Source organism: Kosakonia sp. S42 (assembly GCF_016624785.1).
GTDB classification, from domain to species: Bacteria; Pseudomonadota; Gammaproteobacteria; order Enterobacterales; family Enterobacteriaceae; genus Kosakonia; species Kosakonia cowanii.
Window position 1 is genome coordinate 399,423 of record NZ_JACVTW010000001.1, and the last position, 18,314, is coordinate 417,736.

Sequence of the window (18,314 nt, forward strand, 5' to 3'; positions counted from 1 at the left end):
ATGACATGGAAAAATACCCAGGGCCGAATAGGCCTGTTACTTATAAGCTTTTTCGTTATCTTATTGATCGTTACCTATATTGTTATCAAGCTATTCGTTTCTCCGCAGATTATTGAAACCGAAACCAAAAATATTCAGGCGACGGTTGAATTACAAAGTAATGCCATTAAAGAGCAGATGAACCGGGTTAAGGCTCAGCAGCGCTCAATTACTGAACTGGTTGTCGGTCTGCAAAGCGAGCAAATCGACGCATTATTACCGCATCTGGTTAACCAGTATGGGGATCTCAACGTATTCGGCGGTGGGATTTGGCCTCTGCCTGGTCAGCGCGATCCGGCGCGGGACAAATTCAGTACTTTCTATGCCCGCGACAGCGGCGGCAATCTGCAAGTCAACACCGTATGGAACCAGCCGGAATCGGCTAAATACTGGGAGCAACCCTGGTATAAAGACGGTATGAATGCGCCAAAAGGCGAGTGTGCATGGGCGAAAGCCTACCAGGATGCGGCCAGCCCACAGCCCCGCACTAACTGTGCCATGGCGATCTGGAAAGATGGCAAAGTCTGGGGCGTGGCGACCATTGACGTGACGCTGGGCTTCTTTAACCAGCTGGCTGTCGACATGGGCAAAGCGGTCAATGGCAGCGTCCTGATTGTTGAAGCGGACGGCAAAATCGTCGGCAATGGCTCTTCCGTACAGGATAAACCCGCGCTCTCAAATGTCCGCGATCTCGGTATTCCGGCGGCGTCGCCGTTAATGAGCCTGTTAGGGCAGGGTAAAACAACGGAAGTGCGCGGAAGTTATGACGGTGAAGACGGCGCGCATTCGCTGTTCGTTCTGCCTATTAGCGGCAGCCCGTGGTTTATGGCGGTTGATATTCCGAGCAGCCAGCTGGTGAGTATTTCTGACGCCATTATGACCAAGCTCACCATCGTACAGGCGATTATCGGACTTCTTATCGTCGTGATCATGATGATTATTGTGCGCAATATTTTCCATAATGTGACGTTGCTCAACCGTAATATTGAAGCGCTCTCAAGCGGCGGTGCGGATTTAACGCAGCGTCTTGCGCAAAGTAAGAGCCCGGAATTTAATGCGATTATTAACAACTTCAATAAGTTTATTTCATTCCTTAATGAGTTGATGCAGCAGGTCGGGAGCAGCACGCTGGCGATCTCGTCCGCTTCGCGCCAGATTGCCAGCGGTAACCTTAACCTCTCTTCGCGCACCGAAGATCAATCGGCATCGATTGTGGAAACGGCAGCGTCGATGGAAGAGTTGACCAGCACCGTGCGCCTTAATGCTGAGAACGCATTGCAGGCGAACAAACTGGCGGAAGAGGTTTCAGCGGCGGCAAAACAGGGGGCCAGCGTGGTCAACAAAGTTGTCTCCACGATGAACAGCATTAATGACTCCTCCGCTAAAGTGGTGGACATCATCAGTGTGATTGATGGCATCGCCTTCCAGACCAACATCCTGGCGCTTAACGCCGCTGTAGAGGCAGCCAGGGCGGGCGAGCACGGCCGTGGGTTTGCTGTGGTGGCCGGTGAAGTTCGTTCTCTGGCGCAGCGCAGTGCCCGCTCGGCTCAGGAGATCAAAAAACTGATTGAAGAGTCGGTGAGCAGCATTGAGCAGGGCAGCGGGCAGGTTCGTCTGGCCGGGGCAACAATGGACGGCCTGATGGAGAAAGTAGAGGGCGTGGGCGTGCTGATCTCAGAAATCAGCTCTTCCAGCGATGAACAGAGTCGCGGGATTGCCCAGATCAATATCGCCATCAACCAACTTGATAGCGCCACGCAGCAGAATGCGGCGCTGGTGGAAGAGGTTGCGGCCGCTGCGCAATCGATGGAAGAGCAGACCGTCCAGCTCGAAAACGTGGTTGGCAGCTTTAAGCTCTGACATACATAAAAGCCGGCCCTGCGGGGTCGGCTTTTTTCTCTTCCTGTTTTACATTTCTCTAGTCGTAAAAATGTTGTTTTTTGCTGAGAAGTTAGTCGCTGCGGATCTGGTAGTCCTCGTTCAGGATTCAGGCGTAACTAATGTCGGCTTTATGCAAGGATTTGACGCAAATTGATTCTTGCGGGATGCTGGGAAGTAAATCAAAAGAAAAATGTATTATAAAAATACCCAAAGCCATACTCGTGAAAAAGTCACAGATATATATTTAAGTAAATGCGCTGGGTATAATCACAGTGGAAACTATTTATTTGGCAATTCAAGTTAAAAACATTATTCAAGAAGAATATTATTATAAGCTTTGGTTGTTGCCTCATACAAAATCTTGTAGAAACACGCAATAGATGTAGCATTGCTCATTTCATCAGTCTTGGTTTTAGCTCCTGCCAGCCATTCCTCTGCACTTATTTCATTCCTAATTATTTTCATGAAATCACTTCCTAAAGTGTCGCCTTTTTCATGAAAAAGCAATGGGTCAGTATAGTTCCATTTGTTTCTGGTATCACTTAGATTCAGCCATTTATTCCCATGATTATTATACTTTGAGCCTTTTATTATTTCTCGCATGGTCTTCAGTTCTATCCACTTTTTATTTTTATAAGCAATATTTAAGATTGTGCTCTCAAATTGGAACCATGCGTATGCATGAGGTTTTTCATTGTTGGAGCTTAAGGAGATAGTATTGTTTACCTCATCAATCTCACCGAGAAACCCACGTTGGGACGAGACACTTTTGTCATTAGTCCGGGAGCGCCTATTCAGTTCTAAAATTTGCTCTTTGTCGAAATTTATATTTATTTTGTTAAAGATTCTACCAATATCGATTGCGCAAAAAAAAGCACAATAATAAGCGGTAACAAGAGGCCATACTGGATTACAAGTTGGTTTTTCACTAACTAATTGAATGAGGTTTTCGTTCTGCTTAGTGCGCCTGTAGTGTCCCATAGCATAATCATAAAGTAATGCTTCATATACTGATTTTCCAGTAGTATCATTAAAATAAATTTTTTCCGATATTATATTTACTTCAAGAGCCTGATCTCTGATTAGGGTCATTTTCAAGCCATTGTTTATTGATGGCCGTTCAGTGTTTATCCCGTCGATATTGGATTTCTTTAAAAGAAATAATAATCTGTCTTCAATCTCACTAGCGATAAGAGAGGATATTTTTCCCATTAGAATAGATTCCTGTTGGAGATTTTAATTTTGACTTCAATATCTAATAGGGCAGAAATGTCTTTTTCGAGTGCAGTAATTGCTTGATCGTTGGTGCCTGAATGCAATTCATAGTTTATTTTCTGAAGCACATTAAACAAAGATACAAAAGTTTCTTTTTTATAATTAGAGCCAATAGTCATTGCTATTGAACACGCTTGTTCAAAAACTCTAAATATCGATTGAAAGAAAGTGGCTTGAAATAACTTTTCTTGGCTTCCTACTTCGACAAGGTTTACTTTGACACCAAAAAGATAGTTTTTAATAAGAATTAATTTGTCATCATATGGCAAGTCTTTTAAAGGTGAAATCTGCAGAACTCGATCTAAAGCAGCTTGAAAAGGAACGTGGGTAATATAGCCCCGACCTTTTTGTGAGGCACTTAATCTACCTGATAAAGGGGAGTCTAAATTATCACTTAAATCATCAAATAACTTTAGTCTGATACCTTCAAGTGAACCTTCCTCGACAAGATATTTGGTTAATTCAATTCTCAATGTTTTAGGAACACCTTTTTGATTTGAATTGATATCTATAAAATATTCTATTTCTTCTTGGCGATTTAATCCAGATAGAATGCATACAGGGATTCTGGTTTTATCATCTTCTTTGTAAGCAATATAGCTACCATATAACCTATGCTGTCCATCGATAACCATGAACAAACCTTCAGACCTAGTTATAATCAATTTTTGCGTTTTTTCATCATATTCGACGTCACTATCTCTTTGACAGGATAGGATTAAGGCGCCAGGGATTACTTTCCCATCATTTAAGTATTTTGCTATTTTACTGGCTCGTGCAGTGTCTAGCGTTCTTTGGAATCCTTGCTCAGCTTTTTCATTGACACGTGAGATTTTACACGTGCTCATTAATTCATTAGTAGTTAATGAAGTTAAAAAGAACTTTATATCTCCCTTAGTGAGATTAATAGCTGTAGTTTCAATCTTGCTCATACTATCTCCTATCATAATAGTGTTTATTTTTTTACATTAGGTAATACCTTAACTCATTTTGCCACAGTTTTTCTACCAAGTTTGTGCATTTATAGAAGCCATTGGCATTTACCATATTTAGTTTGCATTACTAGTAATCTCCGTGATAGTAACAATCTACTATAACAATCGCTTTGACTAGGCAAACGTTGGCTTTTCACTGGAAACAGCCGCGACTTCTCTCCGTCCTGCCTTTCATCAACCCACCATCCGTACTGCCGTTCTATGTCTCCAAAAAATCCCGCCGGAGCGTGAATATCCGCTCCGTACTTACCCTGTGCATAAGTAATTTATGGCAACCCGATTCTTCACCCTTGATTTAAAAGCCTTTTATTAATCTCTTCCCGTGAGCAGCAAAAAGCGTATACGTTATCGCTTGACCAAAGTAGAACGATCGTTCTACCATCAACCCATGAACAAAAACATGACCAACACACGCGAGAAAATTCTCGCAACCGCTGAAGAGCTTATCTATCAGAACGGTATTCATGCCACCGGGATGGAGCTTCTGGTGAAGACGTCCGGCGTGGCGCGCAAAAGTATTTATCACCATTTCACCAACAAAGATGAGGTGGCTGCCGCGGCGCTTAATGCGCGTGATGTGCGCTGGATGGCGTGGTTCAGGCGTGAGTGCGACAAAGCGGAGACGCCGCGCGAGCGGATCCTGAATATCTTTACCGTGCTTAAAAGCTGGTTCGAGTCGGAAGGCTATCGCGGCTGCGCGTTTATTAACACCGCGGGCGAAGTGGGGGATGCGGACGATCCGGTTCGTCAAATCGCCAGGCTGCATAAACAGAAACTGCTCGACTACCTGGTTGAACTTACCGGGCAGTTAAATGCGGATCAGCCATTACCGCTGGCGAGGCAGTTACTGATACTGATTGAAGGCGCCATCACCATGTCGCGCGTGATGGGCGATTACCGCGCCGCCGATGAGGCAAAAGATATCGCTCAGCTATTACTAAAGCAGATCCCGTAGCCGGGATCTGCGTTCCAAAAATGAAACACTCACCTGTCCACTTATGCTGGAGGCAGCACCATGTCCGATTCACCTATCCGTCCGCCACTGCCGCCGTTTACCCGCGAGTCAGCGCTTGAAAAAGTCAGGCTTGCTGAAGATGGCTGGAACAGCCGCGACGCCGAAAAAGTGTCGCTTGCTTACTCTCTGGATACCAAATGGCGCAACCGGGCGGAGTTTGCCAATAATCGTGAAGAGGCGAGAGCGTTTCTTGAGCGTAAGTGGAAAAAAGAGCTGGAGTACCGACTGATCAAGGAACTGTGGGCATTTGACGGCGATCGCATCGCTGTTCGCTACGCCTATGAGTGGCGCGATGACTCCGGGAACTGGTTCCGCTCTTACGGTAATGAGAACTGGGAGTTTGGCGAAGACGGGCTGATGCACCATCGCTACGCCTGTATCAATGACATGTCGATTAAAGAGAGCGAGCGTAAATTCCACTGGCCGCTGGGACGTCGCCCGGACGATCATCCGGGATTATCCGCGCTGGGCCTGTAAGTCTCCGGGCATCCCTCGCAGGATGCCCGTCCGTTATCGGCTGGCAGAAGCCGCAGGCCTGGAGGATCAGAAAGGTTTGGTGGGAAGGTACTTGCCATCCAGCGTGATCACGGCGCGATGGCCACCATCCGGATCGTCGACTTTTTTGATGTCCAGCTTGAAGTTGATCGCGCTGATCACACCATCGCCGAATTTCTCATGAACCAGCGCCTTCAGGGTCGGCCCGTAGACCGACATCATTTCATAGAAACGGTAGAGGGTCGGATCGCCGGGCACGCCGCCCCCAAAGCTTCCGCGAACCGGCACCGTTTGTAGTAGCGTAATTTCATCAGCATTCAGATCAAGCTTCTCGCCCACGACGCGCGCGGCACTCTCCGGAAGTGGGTGCTGGCCGAGCAATGCGGCAACAACGAAGGCTTCGGAAAGCCCTGTGCCATCAACGATCTCCGCATAGGAGAGGTTTTTGCGCGCCTTCGCCAGAATGATGGTTTCAGTAAGCACCTGGCGGGCGCTCTGGGTAACTTGAGTCTGGATCACTATTTTATCTCCTGTTGATAGGTATTTCAGGCAACACGCCTGGTACGTTGGAAAACAGCATGAACATCCGGGTTTTCTGCAAGGGAGACGAATTCCCGGCCATTGAAGGCGTCAATGCGTCCGCTGCCGATGTCATATACCCAGCCATGCAGCGTGACGCGGCCCTCTTCAAGCGCCAGGCGAACAGAGGGGTGCGTCTGAATATTGGCAAGCTGCGCAATCACATTTTCACGCACCATCGCCGCGACTTTCGTCGGCCGATCCGCATGCTGCCTCGACTCATTCACGACCTTCGCTGAATCAGCGTATCGCAGCCAGCTGGCCACGGCGGGCATATGATCCAGACACTGACAGGTGGCAATTGCCGTCATTGCGCCGCAGTCGGAGTGACCGCAGATCACAATGTCGGCGACCCTGAGGGCGGAAACGGCGTACTCCACGGAGGCGGTAACACCGCCCGGTTCGGGGCCGTACGACGGCACAATGTTGCCGGCGTTGCGGATCACAAACAGATCGCCGGGTTCGCGTTGAGTGACCAGCTCCGGCACCAGCCGGCTGTCGGAGCAGGAAATAAACAGCGCCCTCGGGCTTTGCTGGGTGGCGAGATCCCGAAACAGTTTGATGCGCTCGGGAAACGCCTCCTGCTGGAACTTCAAAATACCGTCAATGATCGCTTTCATCGTGCTTTCTCACTGTCGTTGGGTGTGGAGCAGAGAGTAAGCCGTGCGTTGTATAAGGTAAAAGACTCATTTATTATGAGGTTTATTAGATAATCTAATGGAGAGCATGATGCTCGCCCGCCATATTCACTATTTTCTTGCAGTTGCAGAGCACCTTAGCTTTACGAAAGCGGCAGCGGAGCTGCACGTTTCCCAGCCAGCGCTTTCGCAGCAGGTTAAGTTACTGGAGGAGAGTCTGGGCGCTCAGTTATTTGATCGCTCAGGGCGTACGACACGTTTGACGGACAGCGGCAAGATCTATCTGCAATACGCCCGTCGCGCTTCGCAGGAGCTGCGTGAAGCTACGCGTGCCATCCATGAGGTGAGCGATCTCAGCCGCGGATCGTTACGCGTGGCGGTGACGCCAACTTTTACGACCTACCTTCTGGGGCCGCTGATTGAAGCCTTTCACGCCCGCTATCCAAAAATCACCCTCAGCGTGCAGGAGATCGCCCAGGAGCAAATCGAGGAGCGGCTTCTGGCAGGGGAGCTGGACGTGGGTATCGCTTTTGCGCCGGTGCACAGTCCCGATATTGAATCGGTGCCGTTGCTGGAGGAGACGCTTGCGCTGGTGGTCAGCCCCAGACACCCCTTGTCGAAAGAGAAACGTGTTGAGTTGCAAAGGCTTGGTGAGGAGTCGCTTGTGTTACTCAGCTCGGAGTTCGCCACGCGCGAGCAGATCGATCGTTACTTTCGCAAGCATCACATCACTCCACAGGTGCTGATGGAAGCCAACGCCCTTGGCGCGGTGATTGAGATTGTCCGTTGGACGCCGCTATCAACGTTGCTGCCTGCGAAGACAGCGTTTGCCCAGGACGACCTGTTAGCCATCGCGCTTGAGCCCGAGCGGTTACAGCGTACGGCTGTTTTACTGGGGCGAAGAGATGGCTATCAAAGCTTCTCCGCCCGTGCCTTCACTGAAGTGGCAACAGAGGTTTCAGCCAGGCTAACTGACTGAAACGCAGCCCATTTATCGCTAACCCGGCGGATAGAATCTCTGTACTGTAACGCCAGATAACCGCCAGCCGCCGGGGCGAATATTCATCAGAAGCGATATGTCACAGTCAGGCTTCCGGTGGGGGAAGCTTTGCGTTGTACGATGGGGCTAATACGCGCATCACCCGCCAGCTGCGTATAGCCTGCATCGGCGACCACGCTCCAGCGTTCGGTGAAGTTGTGCGTCCAGTCGAGATTGAGTGACCAGGCATAGATCCCCGAACCGGCGGTGTATTGCGTAAAACCCGATGCGGCGGACTGCGAGGCGCTCACGCCGTAATAGGTCTGCATATAATCATTTGTCCCCCAGCTGCTGGTCAGCCCCAGCGTCACGCTATTTTTCGGCGAGTGATATAGCGGGCTGACGATACCGAAATGCAGCGCCGCGCCGTTATCGCGCTGGGAAAAGGGCACCTCAGCCTGCAACTGCGCACTCAGCCAGTGGGTCAACTTATACCCAAGGCCCACCACGCCGAGCGCCGAGCCTTTTACATTGCCCATTCCGCGCAAGTGGTCGCTGCCGTCGCTCATGGTATCGCTGTCGACATTGTGATCCTTGCGGCCGGTGCGATAGCTCAGCGCCGCGCTGTAATCGACGTTGCCAAGGCTGTTGCCATAACCGAGGCCGCGCGTCGAGCTGGCGAAGAAGCCATTACGCATTGAGTAATCGAGCACCAGCGCCGTCGAGACGCGGTTTTCATCGGAACCGGAATAGCGCGGCGTAACACCCACGCCGCCCCCTAACGTTAAGGTGGTACCCTGGGGCGGTTCTGCCGCCAGTGTTGGAGTGGCGAGCAACGCCAGCAGCGCGCCCGGCACGATGTTTTTCAGCGGGCGTCCCGGGAATGCAGGGAGGAACTTACGACGCGGTTCGGGGTTTCTCATTAAATACGTCCTTATGGAGTCATCTGATTACGAATCACGCCTAGTTTGCATACCCACCCTAAAGTTCTCATGAGCCGAAAATGAAGAAAGCCTGAAGCGCGTAACGGTGAGATAAACCTGATAGATTTCAGCAACCGTTTTTTCTTCAGACGTTCTTCATTCACGCCTGGTAACGTAACTATTGTGAAAATTCTACTTATCGAAGACGACCTCGATCTTGGCAACGGCGTACGTATTGCGCTGGCCGATCAAGGGCTAGACGTCATATGGGTTCGCCGCAAAGCGGATGCGCTGCATCAGCTCGATCTCTGCGTGCCGGAGCTGGTGCTGCTGGATCTCGGGCTGCCCGACGGCGATGGCATGAGCCTGATGGCCGCGTTACGCCAGCGGCTTAACAGGATCCCGGTCATCATTCTGACCGCGCGAGGCACGTTGCAGGATCGTCTGGGCGGGCTGGATGCCGGAGCTGATGATTATCTGGTCAAACCCTTTGTGCTCGCCGAGCTGCTGGCGCGGGTGAGAGCCCTTGCGCGGCGCAGTTACGGTTTTGACAATGAGGTGATCGACATTCGCGGCTTGTCCCTTCATGTGCCAACGCGGCGCGTGTCCGTAAGCGCACGCACGATTGAGTTGACGGCAAGCGAGTACGCGCTGCTTGAGACGCTACTGTTGCGCCCCGATCGCGTAGTGACGCGCCGCTTTCTGGAAGAGCGCGTCTTTGGTGAAAAAGAGAATATGAGCAACACCCTCGATGTGCATATGGGCAATCTGCGGCGCAAAATTGGCGAAGGGTATGTGCGCACGGTGCGGGGCGTAGGGTATGTCATTGATACCGTTCCCATCGAGAAGAGGGAAGGGTGATGGGAACGTTCTGGCGCAGCCTGAAGGCCCCGACGCTGGCTCGGCGAATTATCATCGCCCAGATGCTGCTGCTTACGCTGCTGTGGTGCCTCTTTCTCACCTTCATTTTGTGGGAGGACCTGCGCAGCCCGCCCATCCTCACCGGGAGTGAGACTTACGAAACCATCTTCACCATGGTCGATCATATGGACGATCGCCCGCGGGAACGAACCGGGATGCTGGAAGCGTTCAGTCGGGCGTTGCGCGAGGGGTATGGCGGCGGTGACGACCCGGCACTCTCCATCAGCCTTATCGTGCGCAAGCATCACGCGATTATTTACGCCTCTGAAGGCGCGCCAACCGGGGTAACCAACAGCAGCTATGGCAAGCTGCAAAAAATCGAGAGCGAAGGGCGCAGCTGGACCAGCCGTACCCTGAAATCAGCAGACGGCAACACGGAGGTTACGCTCATCACGCCTGCCGGCAGCTTGAACTTCTTTATCTACCTCAACTCGCGCGGCTACTACATCCTGCCGCTGCTGGTCTGCATCCCGTTTCTGCTATTTCCCGCCTGGCTGTCGATCCGCATCGCCATGCGCCCCTGGAACAGGGTGGTCAGCGAGATTGCCTTACGCACGCCGGAGGATCTCTCGCCCTTAAACGCCGTGCCGAAGCATAAAGAGCTTCGCCAGATGGTGGATGCAATCAATGACTTTCTGGCGAGATTGCGGGAAAGCACGGAGCGGGAGCGGGTGTTTATTGCCGATGCCGCTCACGAGCTGCGCACCCCGCTGGCGGCGATGCGCATCAATGTTGAGGCGTTGCAGGGCTATATCAGCAGCGAGCGTCAACAGGCGTTGCTGGCAGGAATTATTCGTAGTAACAGCCGTGCGGCACGTCTCGTTAATCAGTTGTTGCTGCTGATGCACAGCGAAGCGCGCACCGATACGGTGATGGCCCCCGTGCCGCTGACCTCGCTTATTCAGGATCGTATGGCGGCATTGTCGCCGCTGGCTGCTGAGCGGCGGATTGAACTGGAGTTTTACGCCGATGATGAGTTCTGCATCGACGGTGTCAGGGAGCGCCTGATGTCGCTAATTGATAACGTTATTGAAAATGCCATCAAATATAGCCCGGAGGGCGGGCGGGTTGAGGTCGCAGTGCGAACGTGTGGTGCATTCACCCAGCTTCGCGTCTCTGATGCCGGGCCCGGCATCCCCGTTGAGCTGCGCGAGCGCGTCTTCGACCGCTTTTTCCGCGATCCCAATCAGATGCAGAGCGGTAGCGGGTTAGGGCTCTCCATCGTCAGGACGGTGGCGCAGCAACACAACAGCCGCGTCAGCTTAAGCACCTCTGAAGAGGGCGGATTAGTGGTGACCGTTGAGTTTCCGAGCCACACCGCTGCCTGAAAAAAGGAGCTGCTTTACAGAAAATCATGCATACGCCATTCATGTATCGCTGAAGTGCTCACGCTCACACCTGTCAAAATGATGTCGGGAAACTGCACATTATCACTATCTGCACGCCATTAACCCCCACTGGATCTGGCTGGCTTTTTGTGAAGTCTGAAAGGGCATACGCTTCGCAGTTGTCCTTTTGCGATGCGCACGCTATCGAACTGGCCGTAATCCGCGAAGCAGCAGGTTCAGCGCGGCAATGCCTTGCGCGAGGCGCGTATCGCTTTCATCGCTATCGGCAATCCAGAACGCGGCTTCAGCCAGGCTTCCGTAAATCAGCGAAGCGAGCCCCTCCGGGTCGGCTTCTTCAATTACGCCCTGCTGGATCAGATCGCGAATCAGGGCCTGCATGGATTGCACGCAATGGCGCTGTGATTCAGGTGAGAAACCGCCCAGTACGGCTTTTGCATCGCGCAACATAATGCGCTGAAACTCAGGCTCCAGCGCCATCTCAAGGCAAGCCCGGCAACGGCTGCAAAAACCTTCCCACGGATCGGCTGCACTGTCCGAAATCGCCTGGAGCCGTTGATCCATTTCATCATCAATTTGCTCTACTACCGCGGCCAGTAAGCCTTTTTTATCCCCGAAGTGGTAATAGAGCGCACCACGCGTTAGCCCCGCCTGAGCAGTCAGATCATCCATCGAGGTTTCAGCGAAGCCATGCTCTTTAAAAAAGTGGCGGGCAGTTGTCAGCAATGTCGCTCTTGTCTCTTCCATCTCGGTACGGGTACGGCGAACCATGATTTTTCCTTTACATACGCAATGAATGATTATTTACATACGCAGCGTATGAATATAGGATTGTTTTCATACGCCTTGTATGAATTGTCGCTGTGCCACGGCGTTGTGGCAAGCACATGCTACCGGAGAATGAGATGGCAACACTCTATCGAGACCTTTTTTCTGCCCCTGGAACCGGCCGTTTTACGGCGGCTGGGCTGATTTTAGCCGCGTATGCCTGGCTAGGTTGTTGTTCGGATCATTGCGCCTGACAGGGCGCTCACATAAGGAACTGCATGATGAGTACTTTCTCTGGCGCGACGCAGGTTCGCGGTTTATGGACGCCGGTCCTCGCGGTTGGTCTGGCAACATTCTCTGTAGTGACGACGGAAATGCTGCCGGTCGGGTTGCTGACTTCCATCGCCGCGACGCTCTCTGTCACCACAGGCAGTGCGGGGCTGGTGATCTCTCTGCCAGCACTGCTTGCTGCGTTATTCGCACCCTTCGTGGTTATTGCATCGGGGGGGATCGATCGGCGTTTGATACTGTGTGGCCTGCTGGTGCTGCTGATAGTGGCTAACCTGGCCTCGGCGTTGGCATCCAGCCTGACCATGATGCTGATGGCTCGTGCCCTTGTTGGCTTATGCATGGGGGGAATCTGGGCCATCGCGGGCGGTCTGGCGGCGCGCCTGGTGCCGGAAAAATCGGTTGGCCTGGCGACATCTATTATATTTGGCGGTGTTGCGGCCGCATCGGTACTCGGCGTACCGCTGGGGGCGTTCATTGGCGATGCGATCGGATGGCGTTGGGCTTTTGGCTGCATGGCGCTTTTTAGCACGTTGGTCCTGGCGCTGCATCTTGCTGTTATCCCGCCGTTGCCTGTTGCTGCCTCCGCGAAGGTCGGCCAGTTCATTGCGCAACTTACCAACCGCACATTAGTGGCAGGTTTGCTCCTGACACTGTTGCTGGTTACCAGCCATTTTGCGGCTTTTACCTTCGTACGCCCGCTGTTGATCTCTGTATCCGGATTCCATACCCAGTGGATTTGGGCGATCCTCTTCGCCTACGGTATCGCGGGCATCACTGGTAATTTCCTTGTGGGGATCGGCGCTGCCCGCAATACCACGCGCACGCTGATGGTGGTGGCAACTGCACTGGCCGTAACGCCGCTGCTTTTTCTGAGCGCAGGGCAGACGGTCATGGGCGGCGGGGCGATTTTGATTTTCTGGGGGCTGGCATACGGTGGGCTCTCCGTCGGGCTGATGACCTGGATGATGAAAGCCGCTCCCGACGCCGTTGAGATAGCCGCAGCCCTTTATGTCGGCATATTTAATATTGGCATTGCGACAGGGGCATGGGTTGGCGGGGAGCTGGTTGATGCGTTAACGCTTACCGCGCCTTTGTGGCTTGCCTGCGCATTAGCGATTGCTGCTCTGTTATTAACCATGATGTCGAGTCGTATCTCTGCCCGAAGATAACTGTAGCGCCCCCCAGAATCAGGGGGGCATCATCCTTCAGGCACTTTTGTCAGAGCCAAAATGCCATTCAGCGGTGGTCGAAAGCGTTACGAACGGCCCGCCGAGCGTGGCATTGTGATGGCTGATGATGTCACTTGCTGACAAGCATTCGCTATCCATGGTGGTGTGCGCATCTGAAATCAGCACGGTTTTAAAGCCCCGCTCCGGCGCTGCCCTGCAGGTCGTATCGACACAAAACTCTGTTTTCATGCCGGCAATAACCAGCTGTTTTACGCCTGCCTGCTCGAGGTGATGCAGCAGGGTCGTATCCCGAAAACAGCTGGGATACTTTTTAACAAAAATGGTATCCCGCCCGGCATCGACGTCCATTTCCGCTATCAGTTGCGTTAGCGGGCTCTGCTCTGAGAAGGGCGAGTCATCTGGTCCGGTGTGGCGGGCAAAAAAGATCGGCACCCGATCCTGTCTCGCTTTAGCAATCAGCAGGCAAATATTTTCCAGCACGCTGTCTGCGGAGTGTGGGGCAACAGGGCCACGGAAAAGCCCCTGCTGCATATCGATAACCAAAAGTGCCTTGTCAGATGAAATCATGATGTGTCTCCATTCAGCATGTTATGAACGGAGAGATCGTTTTCCCCGTCCGGTTTGGCGGGGGCGAGGATCTGTTTGTCAGAATTCAGTCACAGATAACTCCACACCGCCGCAAGGCCCGGTGGTGGTGGTCGTTATTGAGTGAACTGACTTAATCATTTTCTGGCCTTTAGTGATGCGTTAACGATTAAAACAGGAAAGAGAAAGATGACAGAAGCGCCTCTTCGCTTATAACACCAGGCAAATAACGTTTTCAATCTCTAATCTGAACAACGCTCATTTAAAAATGGCACGAACGGAAAGATGTCACCCCGCCTCCTCATGTATATCTCCCTTCACAGAGAAAAAAGAGGAGATGAAGATGCTGAAAGGTAAAAGAGCGGTTATTACCGGCGGGGGCAGGGGATTTGGCCAGGCGCTCTGCGTATGGCTGGCGCGAGAGGGCGTTGAGGTCGATTTTTCCGCGCGGCGGGCTGAGGATATTGAGAAAACCTGCGGCATCATTACCGCGGAGGGCGGTGTCGCAAGAGGGTATCTCTGCGATTTAGCCCAGCCTGAATCCCTCTCTCACTTTGCCGATCGGCTGTTAGCGTCAGATAAGCCAATCGATATTTTAATCCTCAATGCTGCGCAGTGGTTGTCAGGCATCTTAGACGAGCAGCCTGCGGCAGACATTATCACGACCATCAACTCTGGCGTGACCGGGTCGATTCTGCTGACGCGGGCATTGCTGCCAGGGCTTCGGCGATCAGAGAGTGCGGATATCGTCGCGATCATCTCTTCATGCGGCATCCCGAACTTTACGGACTCCATTGCCCACCCGGCGTTCTTCGCCAGCAAACATGGGCTTAGCGGGTTTATCACGAAACTGTCTCAGCAACTTAGCGAAGAGAATATTCGGGTTACCGGCCTCTATCCACCCGATTTCGAAGTGACAGGATTAGACCCGCTTGCTGCGAGCCAGGCGAAAATGGGCGAGCGTCTGCTGAATGGGCGTTCGGTCTGGGAGACGATGCGTTTTGTGCTGACGCAGCCGCGCAGTTGCCATATCGGCCAGATTTACTTCCAGGGCCCAACCCGCGAAGCGCTGCAACCGTAGCACTTTCAGATTCAGCAAAAGGGAGTCGAATAAAAAACCGGGTTGGCACGTTTACACGCTAAACACCCCAGGGATTATCAACATGACGCGTATCGTGCCTGCCATCGCTCTCGGATTTCTGTTCTGCTCCTGTTCGTTATTTGCCAGCCCGGCTGACTACCGAATTAATTCGCAGGAGACCACCATTACCCTCTCCTGGCAGGCATTTGGCGATATGTCACAGGCCAGGCTGGGAAATGTCACCGGTGATATTGCGCTTAATGCCGGCAACGACAGAGATGACACTGTTCATGTCTCCATCCCGGTAGCGACGCTCAATGCCTCTAACCCGCTGTTAACCTGGCAGATGAAAAGCAACCTCTTTTTTGACGCTGAACGCTACCCGAACATCATATTCACCAGTAGCCGGGTGGTGGCGCTCGGGCAGGGCCACTATCGGATCCTGGGCACTCTGGCGGTGAAGAATATTGCGCGCCCGGTCATTCTGGACGCCTTACTGAATGATAAAGCCAGCGGGCCAGAGAACATTTCCCTGCATGCATCAACCACCATTTCACGCTCGGCGTTCAATATGGCCAGTTTCGCGGCGCTGGTTGATGACCACGTGACCATCAATATTGCGATTCAGGCCCGCCTGCACCGGGCCGTCTGAGTGCAAGCCTTTGGCTATGCAAACGCTGCCTGCAGGGTGAGCGCGTTTTGCTTCAGCTGGGAGGTGGGGTTACGGCCAATCAACACAAACTGGTAACCCCCTGAGTGCCACCAGACAAGGTTCATCTGGTGGCGCTGCTCGTGATTCAGCTCCGTGCGCGCGGGCTGGCTGTCCGGCGAAATGCAGAGCGCCATTGGGCCATAATCGGCATGCATCCAGGCGATCTGCGCAATGGAGGTGGTGTCGTAACGCAGGATGCGCACCATTTTCAGCTCTGCTCCGTGCAGTTCAAGTTGCTGCGCATTCGCCTGTAAACCGATGTCCTGTGCCGTGCGTGCCAGCCCGCGCTGCAATGCTGTGGGCGAGCTGTCTGCATCAAGCAGCGTCTCTGCGCTGTAGAGCGACATATACTGCGCCTCAAGGTCACGAATTTTTTCGCTCTCTCCCAACGTCTTTGTTGCAGGACGTGCCAGATAGCCCAGCCCGGAGCCGATCACCAGAAAACTGAGCGAGGCGGCGATAAGCGCCCGCCGGCTGACACCATTGGCCTTCGCTTCAGTTGCTGCTGGCCGGGCGAGCAGGGTGGCGAGTTGTGCTTCCATGCGTGACTGCGGTGCTTCATTAAGCAGTGGCGCAAAAGCGCTGGCAATCTCTTGCTGGTTGAGCCTTAACGCGTCAGTGCGTGCGGCGAGCTGTGCATCTTCAGCCAGCGCGGCCTCGAAACGTCGGGCGTCGCTTGCCTCCATTTCGCCATCCAGCCAGGCGACGATAGCTTCATCGCTGTAGGGCGCTGTAAATCTGATGGATTTCACTCTCGCTTCTCCTGTACAGGTCGCGCGGCGTGCATAAGCTGGGCAATTTTCGCCCTCGCCGTCGCCAGCCGGCTCATGATGGTGCCAATCGGCACAGACAAGGTATCTGCCGCTTCCTGATAGGTAAAACCTTCGACATAGACCAAAAAGACCGCGTTGCGCTGTGCTTCCGGCAGGTCGCTGACGTGCTGCATAATTTTTCCATAGTGCAGGCGAGCCTCATCCTGCTCATGGGTCTCCGGCGCCAGCAGTTCATCACTTTCGACGAAGCCCTGCCCGAGGCGCACCCGGCGGGCACGCACATCTGAGATCCAGATGGAGTGCAGGATGGTGAATAACCAGCTGTCGATGCGCGTGCCGGGGGTGAACTGCGCGCTTTTTTCCAGCGCGCGCACACAGGTAGACTGCACCAGCTCTTCGGCAACCTCACGATTGCGCGACAGCACCAGCCCATAGCGCCACAGGCGTGTCAGATGTTCAGCAAGATGCTGGCGGACGTCACTGCTAGTGATTTTTTTATCCTCATACCTTTACTCAGGATCCAGCATGGCTGTTAATTGCCGCTTCGAGATCCCGATACTCCTCGCAACTCTGCCCACAGAGTGCGGCGATGGTTTTCAGTTGTGCTTGCGCCAGGTCAGGACGCCCTTTGATAAGCCACGCTTCACCCAGATATTCCCGCACCTTGGCATACGTGGGATCGAGGGCGATAGCGCGCTGATAATAGCCGATACCCTCATCTGTACGCCCCAATTTGCGCGTGGCGTAGCCGCGATAATTCCACGCTTCAGCTGTATCGCCCTTTTTCAGCGTGTTGAGCAGATTCAGCGCAGCCTGATACTCCCCTTTTTTTGCCAGATGATAGGCGTAACGGGTTTTATCTTCATCACTGAGTTGGCCTGTTTTTTCGGGCACGCACTGCTTTGTCGAACTGTCGTACACCTGCCCGGTTGGGCAATCCGGCGTTTTGCTGTTGCTGCTATCGTCCCCGGCGGCCAAAACCGGCGCGCTTAACAGAACAAAGGCCACAGGCAGCAGACGTTGAATCATGGCGGTGGGTAATTTCATGGTGGACTCCAGGTTAACGAAACGCACGGCCGGGCAGCATGCGACGCAGCACGCCGTCCCGTAACAGGTAGTGATGGAAAAGCGCGGCCAGCGCATGCACCAGCGCCAGTGAGATCAGTGCCCACGCTACTGTGTCGTGCCACCCATCAAGGGTATGTCGCAGCGTGGGGGTAATTTCCACCCAGCCTGTCAGGTCGAACAGACCAAAGAACTGGAAAGGCTCATGCTGTGACCAGCGGAAAAGAAAGCCGAGCACGATTTGCATAAAAAGAAGCAGATAGAGCGCGGCGTGCATGCCATGCGCGAGCCCTTTCGCCAGAGCGGAACCTTCAAGCGGCGGCATCGAAAACTGGCGAGAGCGTTGGCTGAATAGCCGCCAGAGCGGGCGGACAACCATCACCAACGCCAGCAGGATGCCGCAGGAGATATGCACGGCCTGCAACCCTTTTCGCATCGACGTCCCGCGCTCCAGCAGCTCCCAGATATGTGCGCTGGCAAAGAGGAAAATGACGCTGGCTGCGGTGATCCAGTGCAGTATCAGGGTAAAACTATCGTAGCGCTGTCGTGTCAGCGCCGGTGTTGTTGCGGTCATAAAGCGATTCCATCAGTCTGTTGATGACGGGTAAACGCCACACCCTGGGGATCTATTCGATAAAAAAATGTTTTTCGCTTTTTACCCCGGCAAGCGGCGCTAAAAAGAGGCGGCTATCACGCAGCAAAACCGCGAAGCGGTGCGGTTTGTTGTTCTTTAGCGCCAACTTTGCCACCATGTGCCCCCAGA

Annotated in this window: 20 protein-coding genes; 9 read left to right on the forward strand and 11 right to left on the reverse strand. The window is 53.1% G+C overall.

The features are described 5' to 3' along the window. Window positions 1–1,899, forward strand: coding sequence for a methyl-accepting chemotaxis protein (locus tag IAE50_RS01835; RefSeq protein ID WP_200579400.1), 1,899 nt, complete (start codon window positions 1–3; stop codon window positions 1,897–1,899). 330 nt (window positions 1,900–2,229) lie between these two features. On the opposite strand, the gene IAE50_RS01840 is transcribed toward IAE50_RS01835, so the two are convergent. Then, window positions 2,230–3,132, reverse strand: a complete 903-nt coding sequence (locus tag IAE50_RS01840) for a hypothetical protein (protein ID WP_200579401.1) — start codon at window positions 3,130–3,132, stop codon at window positions 2,230–2,232. Further along, the gene (locus IAE50_RS01845) at window positions 3,132–4,127 is read right to left on the reverse strand and encodes a DGQHR domain-containing protein (protein WP_200579402.1); all 996 of its coding nucleotides are present in this window, start codon (window positions 4,125–4,127) and stop codon (window positions 3,132–3,134) included. The genes IAE50_RS01840 and IAE50_RS01845 overlap by 1 nt, the downstream gene beginning before the upstream one ends. Before the next feature lie 451 nt (window positions 4,128–4,578). Here IAE50_RS01845 and IAE50_RS01850 point away from each other — a divergent pair, with 451 nt between their 5' ends. Continuing rightward, window positions 4,579–5,145: a TetR/AcrR family transcriptional regulator gene (locus IAE50_RS01850; protein WP_200579403.1), complete on the forward strand. Its 567-nt coding sequence runs from the start codon at window positions 4,579–4,581 to the stop codon at window positions 5,143–5,145. Between the two features lie 60 nt (window positions 5,146–5,205). Continuing rightward, window positions 5,206–5,682: a nuclear transport factor 2 family protein gene (locus IAE50_RS01855; protein WP_200579404.1), complete on the forward strand. Its 477-nt coding sequence runs from the start codon at window positions 5,206–5,208 to the stop codon at window positions 5,680–5,682. 66 nt (window positions 5,683–5,748) lie between these two features. On the opposite strand, the gene cynS is transcribed toward IAE50_RS01855, so the two are convergent. Both cynS and IAE50_RS01865 read right to left on the reverse strand, forming a co-directional pair. Further along, window positions 5,749–6,219: a cyanase gene (gene cynS / locus IAE50_RS01860; RefSeq protein WP_200579405.1), complete on the reverse strand. Its 471-nt coding sequence runs from the start codon at window positions 6,217–6,219 to the stop codon at window positions 5,749–5,751. A gap of 26 nt (window positions 6,220–6,245) precedes the next feature. Beyond that, a complete protein-coding gene (locus tag IAE50_RS01865) occupies window positions 6,246–6,899 on the reverse strand; it encodes a carbonic anhydrase (RefSeq protein WP_200579406.1) in 654 nt (217 codons plus the stop codon). A gap of 109 nt (window positions 6,900–7,008) precedes the next feature. Between IAE50_RS01865 and cynR the strand changes: the two genes are divergently transcribed. Beyond that, complete coding sequence (gene cynR, locus IAE50_RS01870) at window positions 7,009–7,896, forward strand: transcriptional regulator CynR (RefSeq protein ID WP_200579567.1); 888 nt, start codon at window positions 7,009–7,011, stop codon at window positions 7,894–7,896. Window positions 7,897–7,982: 86 nt separating this feature from the next. Here the strand turns inward: cynR and IAE50_RS01875 are convergent, their stop codons facing one another. Further along, entirely contained in the window at window positions 7,983–8,819 is an 837-nt protein-coding gene (locus IAE50_RS01875) for a MipA/OmpV family protein (RefSeq protein WP_200579407.1), read from the reverse strand. A gap of 183 nt (window positions 8,820–9,002) precedes the next feature. Here IAE50_RS01875 and IAE50_RS01880 point away from each other — a divergent pair, with 183 nt between their 5' ends. After that, complete coding sequence (locus IAE50_RS01880) at window positions 9,003–9,680, forward strand: response regulator transcription factor (protein WP_200579408.1); 678 nt, start codon at window positions 9,003–9,005, stop codon at window positions 9,678–9,680. Next, window positions 9,680–11,068: a HAMP domain-containing sensor histidine kinase gene (locus IAE50_RS01885; RefSeq protein ID WP_200579409.1), complete on the forward strand. Its 1,389-nt coding sequence runs from the start codon at window positions 9,680–9,682 to the stop codon at window positions 11,066–11,068. The genes IAE50_RS01880 and IAE50_RS01885 overlap by 1 nt, the downstream gene beginning before the upstream one ends. A 201-nt stretch (window positions 11,069–11,269) precedes the next feature. On the opposite strand, the gene IAE50_RS01890 is transcribed toward IAE50_RS01885, so the two are convergent. Continuing rightward, window positions 11,270–11,857, reverse strand: coding sequence for a TetR/AcrR family transcriptional regulator (locus IAE50_RS01890; RefSeq protein WP_200579410.1), 588 nt, complete (start codon window positions 11,855–11,857; stop codon window positions 11,270–11,272). A gap of 278 nt (window positions 11,858–12,135) precedes the next feature. On the opposite strand from IAE50_RS01890, the gene IAE50_RS01895 reads away from it, so the two are divergent. Beyond that, window positions 12,136–13,314, forward strand: coding sequence for an MFS transporter (locus IAE50_RS01895; protein ID WP_200579568.1), 1,179 nt, complete (start codon window positions 12,136–12,138; stop codon window positions 13,312–13,314). A gap of 36 nt (window positions 13,315–13,350) precedes the next feature. Here IAE50_RS01895 and IAE50_RS01900 read toward each other — a convergent pair whose 3' ends face one another. Further along, window positions 13,351–13,902, reverse strand: coding sequence for a cysteine hydrolase family protein (locus IAE50_RS01900; protein ID WP_200579411.1), 552 nt, complete (start codon window positions 13,900–13,902; stop codon window positions 13,351–13,353). 361 nt (window positions 13,903–14,263) lie between these two features. Here IAE50_RS01900 and IAE50_RS01905 point away from each other — a divergent pair, with 361 nt between their 5' ends. Both IAE50_RS01905 and IAE50_RS01910 read left to right on the forward strand, forming a co-directional pair. Continuing rightward, complete coding sequence (locus IAE50_RS01905; protein ID WP_200579412.1) at window positions 14,264–15,001, forward strand: SDR family oxidoreductase; 738 nt, start codon at window positions 14,264–14,266, stop codon at window positions 14,999–15,001. Between the two features lie 82 nt (window positions 15,002–15,083). Continuing rightward, the gene (locus tag IAE50_RS01910) at window positions 15,084–15,653 is read left to right on the forward strand and encodes a YceI family protein (RefSeq protein ID WP_200579413.1); all 570 of its coding nucleotides are present in this window, start codon (window positions 15,084–15,086) and stop codon (window positions 15,651–15,653) included. A gap of 14 nt (window positions 15,654–15,667) precedes the next feature. Here IAE50_RS01910 and IAE50_RS01915 read toward each other — a convergent pair whose 3' ends face one another. The 4 genes from IAE50_RS01915 to IAE50_RS01930 are packed head-to-tail and all read right to left on the reverse strand — an operon-like array spanning window position 15,668 to window position 18,125. Continuing rightward, the gene (locus IAE50_RS01915; RefSeq protein WP_200579414.1) at window positions 15,668–16,465 is read right to left on the reverse strand and encodes an anti-sigma factor; all 798 of its coding nucleotides are present in this window, start codon (window positions 16,463–16,465) and stop codon (window positions 15,668–15,670) included. Next, window positions 16,462–16,977, reverse strand: a complete 516-nt coding sequence (locus tag IAE50_RS01920) for a sigma-70 family RNA polymerase sigma factor (RefSeq protein WP_200579569.1) — start codon at window positions 16,975–16,977, stop codon at window positions 16,462–16,464. The genes IAE50_RS01915 and IAE50_RS01920 overlap by 4 nt, the downstream gene beginning before the upstream one ends. A gap of 22 nt (window positions 16,978–16,999) precedes the next feature. After that, complete coding sequence (locus IAE50_RS01925; RefSeq protein ID WP_375286304.1) at window positions 17,000–17,515, reverse strand: tetratricopeptide repeat protein; 516 nt, start codon at window positions 17,513–17,515, stop codon at window positions 17,000–17,002. A 31-nt stretch (window positions 17,516–17,546) separates the two neighbouring features. Further along, window positions 17,547–18,125: a cytochrome b gene (locus IAE50_RS01930; protein ID WP_200579416.1), complete on the reverse strand. Its 579-nt coding sequence runs from the start codon at window positions 18,123–18,125 to the stop codon at window positions 17,547–17,549. Window positions 18,126–18,314: the final 189 nt, after the last annotated feature.